Origin of the sequence: Pseudomonas aegrilactucae, from assembly GCF_019168305.1 — a bacterium.
Lineage (GTDB): Bacteria > Pseudomonadota > Gammaproteobacteria > Pseudomonadales > Pseudomonadaceae > Aquipseudomonas > Aquipseudomonas aegrilactucae.
Map to the genome: position 1 here is coordinate 1 of NZ_JAHTBI010000131.1, position 4,397 is coordinate 4,397.

Sequence of the window (4,397 nt, forward strand, 5' to 3'; positions counted from 1 at the left end):
ACAGGCCCCAAGAGCCTGGCCGGGACCTTCCCCGAACCCCCCAAGCCCGGCAAAGGGAACCTGGAGTTGTTCAACCAGTACGCCAGCCTCAAGGGCATCAAGGAGGGCGACTTCGAGGTGCTCGATGCGCTGGGTACCCGCCTCAACGGCGCACTGGATGCCAAGGGCTTCATCAGTGTCGCGGGTGCTGCGCCGGGGCCGGCCAGCGTGCTGTTCGGCCCCGACCCTGCAGACACCTGGAACCTGGGCAGCTACTTCCCCCCGCCACAGCCCAAGCCTGCGGGTGTCGAGAGCATCGTGGCGCAAGCCAAGGCGATGATGGCCAAGGCGCTGCCCAGCGGCAGCAGCGAACTGCTGGACAAGGGCAAGGCCTTGGCCAGCACCGGCATGGGGGCGGTGCAAAGCGTCAAGGACGGCCTGCAGGCCGTGCAGCAGGTGCGCAGCAACCCGCTGGGCGCCCTGCAGGGCGCGGCACAAGGCATGCCGCAACTGGCCGGCGTGCCGGGCCTGGACACGCTGAAAACCGCCAGCGATGCCTGGCAGACCGCACAACAGGTGCACAGCACCGTGCAGGCCGCGAGCCAGGGTTTGCCGCAACTGCTGACCGCGGTGGCGCCGTCTGCCCCCCAGGTGTTGAGCGCCGCGAAAAAGGCCGGTGACTTGCCGGGTGTGCCAACGATTTTTCCTTCCACTGCGCCATTGAAAACGCCAGTAATGAACGTGAGTGAGCTGCTGTCATGACGTCCGAAGCACCTGCCGAAACAACACGTGGACCGCAAGTCGCGATTCTCCCGCTTGACCAGATCGGCCTGGAGGATGTGGCCCAGGGGGCCGAGTACTTCGATGAGTGGCTGCGCGAAGCCAGTGGGGGGACGGTCACCCTGGAGCGCATCAAGAATGTGGCCGGGGCCCTGCCTGTCATCGGCAACATCATGGCCCTGGTCGACACGCTGAACGATATCGTCAACCTGTCCAACAACGACAACCCCGAGATGCTCGACTGGGTCAGCCTGGGCATCAACCTGATCGGGGTGTTGCCTGCGCCTGGCATGGCGGCTGCGCGGATGAGCCTGCGTCCGACGCTGTTCCTGGTGCGCCAGGAAATGCTCAACAGCGGCAAGGTGCTGCTGGGCGACGCCCTGATCGAGATCGTCTCCTCGCACTTGAACGCAACCATCGTCGGCAGGATCCAGCAGTTCGTGAGCGAGGCGCAGGTTCAACTGGCGGCTATCCTGGACGAGGCGGCCACGCTGGGCGAGAAGATCATCGAGCAGGTGGCCAGCGGGCTGGAAAACACCGCTGCCGGCACGCTGGATACCCAGACCCATCTGGACAACGCCGCGCAGCAGGCGAAGTTGGCGGGCAGCCAGTTGCTGCATAGCCCGCTGCAGTCGATCGGCAATATCTTCGGCGCCCTTAGCGATGTGTACGTTGCCGGTGGCAAGGGCGCGCTCAACACCCTTGCCGATGCCTTGGCGCCCGAGGATGCCGTCGAGTGGGTGAAGATGTACACCACCCCCCTGCGCCTGATGGGCCCCGAGTTGCGTACCCAGCTCAAAGGCTTGAGCGACCCTGCAGTCGAGGGTTCGATTGGTGCCCTGCTCGCTGTGCTGGCCAAAGGCGTGGCGCTATGGATTGCGCGCAACCAGAAGGGCATACCCTCCAACATCAAACCGGGCACGACCACCCAGGCACGGCATCAGGTGGGCGCGGGCGAGACCGAGGCGATACAGCGTCAGGCCAACGCCAAGGCGCGGGCCAATAAAGACAAGAATGGTACCTGCTCAGGCACCTGTGACAGCATCAGCTTCGCCACCGGGGCGGAGTCGTTGCAGCACACGGACTTCAGTTTGCCGGGGCCGTTCCCGCTGACGTGGACACGTACGTACTGCTCGGCACTGGATGCGTATGACGATGGCGTAATGGGCGCGCGCTGGATCACCTCGTTCACCACCCGTTTCGACTGTGTGGACGACGCATTGACGTTTCATGACGCCGATGGCCGCAGCCACGATTTTGCACTGCCCAAGATCGGACTGATCGAATACAACCCCATCGAAAATCTGATTCTGGCGCGCCTCGATCGGGACCGCCTGATGCTGACCCGTGGTTTCGAGCGCCGAGAAACCTACGTGCGCCACGGCCAGCGCTTTGTGCTCACCCACATGGCGCTGCGCAACGGCGCGGGCGTCATGCTGCACCACGAGTACCGTCACAACGACCAGCCTGTACTGTCGGACCTGATCACCTATCAGGATGACGTGACCGAGGTACGCCTGCACCTGGGCACCATGATCGACGAGCACGGGCGTCTGACCGGGCTCTGGGAAATTCGTGAAGGGCAGGTGCTGCGCCAGCTGTGCGCCTACCACTACGACGCGGCAGGCGACCTCGGCCATGCCCAGGACGAACACGGTGCGGCCTGGCACTACGCGTATCAGCATCATCTGGTCACGCGTTACACCGACCGCACTGGCCGTGGCACGAACCTGCAGTGGCAAGGCACGGGGCCCGATGCCAAGGCGGTACGCGAGTGTGCCGATGACGGCAGCTTCGATACACGGCTGGAGTGGGACAGGAATATCCGCCTCACCTATGTCACCGACGCCCTCGGTCACGAGACCTGGCACTACTACGACATTCTTGGCTACACCTACCGGGTACGGTATGCCGATGATCGTTCGGACTGGTTCTTCCGCGATCCGGCCAAGAACGTGATTCGCCATGTGCATGCCGATGGCCGCAGCGACCGCTACCGCTATGACGAGCGCAGCAACCTGGTGCAGCATATTCGTGCAGACCACAGCGTTGTGCACTATGCGTACGACGATCAGGACCAGTTGATCAAGATCAGCGATGCCGAGGGTGGCCTGTGGCTGCGTGATTACGACGACCGTGGCAACCTGATCGAGACCACCGACCCGCTGGGCAACGTGACCGAGTATGCCTACAACCCTGCGGGCCTGCCGACCGCGATCAAGGACGCGAGCGGCAGCGAGAAGGCGCTGGAGTACAACGACGCCGGGCAGTTGCTCACGTACACCGACTGCTCGGGCAAGACCCGTGCATGGGACTACGACACGCTGGGGAGGCTGGTGCAGTTCACCGATGCCGCCGGCAACAAGACGCAGTATGAATACAAGGCTGCGTACCTTGCGCTGATCCGGCATCCGGACAAGACCGAAGAGCGCTTCGAGCGGGACGCCGAGGGGCGCCTGCTCGCTCACCTCGATGCCCTGGACCGCTGCACCACCTGGCGCTACAACGAAGCGGGGCTGATTGCGCAACGCGAGGATGCCGCCGAGCATACCGTCACCTACCGTTGGGATCGGTTGGGCCAACTGGTTGCACTGGAAAACGAAAACGGCCGCCAGGCACATTTCCACTACGACCTGATCGGTCGCTTGCAGCAGCAGCGCGGATTTGACGGGCGGGTTACCCGCTACGAGTACGACCCCTACAGCGGACGGCTGGCCAGCAAGAGCACGGGAGAACGCGTCCTGCACCTGGGGTTCGACCTCATGGGGCGTATCAGCGAGCGTACCGCCAGCCTCAAGGGCCTGTCGCAACGCGAAACCTTTGCCTACGACGGCAATGGCAAGTTGGTGATGGCCTGCAATGACCAGAGCCGTGTGCAGTGGTTTCATGATGCGGCCGGCAACCTCACCCGTGAGCACCAGCACTACCTGGGCTTGCAGACCCCGGTCGTGGCCGTGTGGAAGCATGAGTACGACGTGCTCAACCAGCGGGTTGCCACGGTGCGCCCCGATGGGCACCGGGTCAGTTGGCTGACCTACGGCAGCGGTCACTTGCTGGGCCTGCGCCTGGATGAGCACGACCTCTTGAGCTACGAGCGTGACGACCTGCACCGCGAGGTGGCGCGTCATCAGGGCAACCAGCTGCTGCAGACCCAGAGCTGGGATCCGATGGGGCGCCTGCAGGAACAGCTGCTGGGCCGTAGCGATGACAACAGCGTGCTGCTCAAGCGCGCCTATGTGTACGACGCGGCCGGGCAACTGACCGAGATCGACGACACCCGGCGCGGGCCGTTGGCCTATCGCTACGACCCGGTCGGCCGGTTGCTCAGTGCCACCAGCCGATTGGGTGTGGAGACCTTCGCGTTCGATCCGGCCGGCAACCTGCTGGACGACACTGCGCAGCAGGCCCACCGCCCGCTGGACCAGGACCCCAAGCGCAGCAGGCTGCTGGACAACCTGCTGCGTGAGTACGCCGGTACGCATTACGAGTACGACGAGCGCGGCAACCAGATTGAGCGCTGGCATAACGGCCAGCGCAGCCGGCTGCGCTGGGACCTGTTTGATCGGTTGGTGCATTTCGAGGATGCACGGCTGGCGGTGGAGTTTGCCTACGACCCCCTGGGCCGGCGACTGTTCAAG

At 64.2% G+C, this 4,397-nt stretch carries 1 protein-coding gene and 1 pseudogene; both read left to right on the forward strand.

What is annotated here, in order from left to right; translation table 11 throughout:
* A pseudogene (locus KUO17_RS25610) lies at positions 1–741 on the forward strand (type VI secretion system Vgr family protein); the annotation flags it as partial.
* Positions 738–4,397, forward strand: a 3,660-nt coding sequence (locus tag KUO17_RS25615) for a DUF6531 domain-containing protein (protein WP_217978352.1), incomplete at its 3' end; no start/stop codon positions are given. The pseudogene KUO17_RS25610 and the gene KUO17_RS25615, both read left to right, overlap by 4 nt.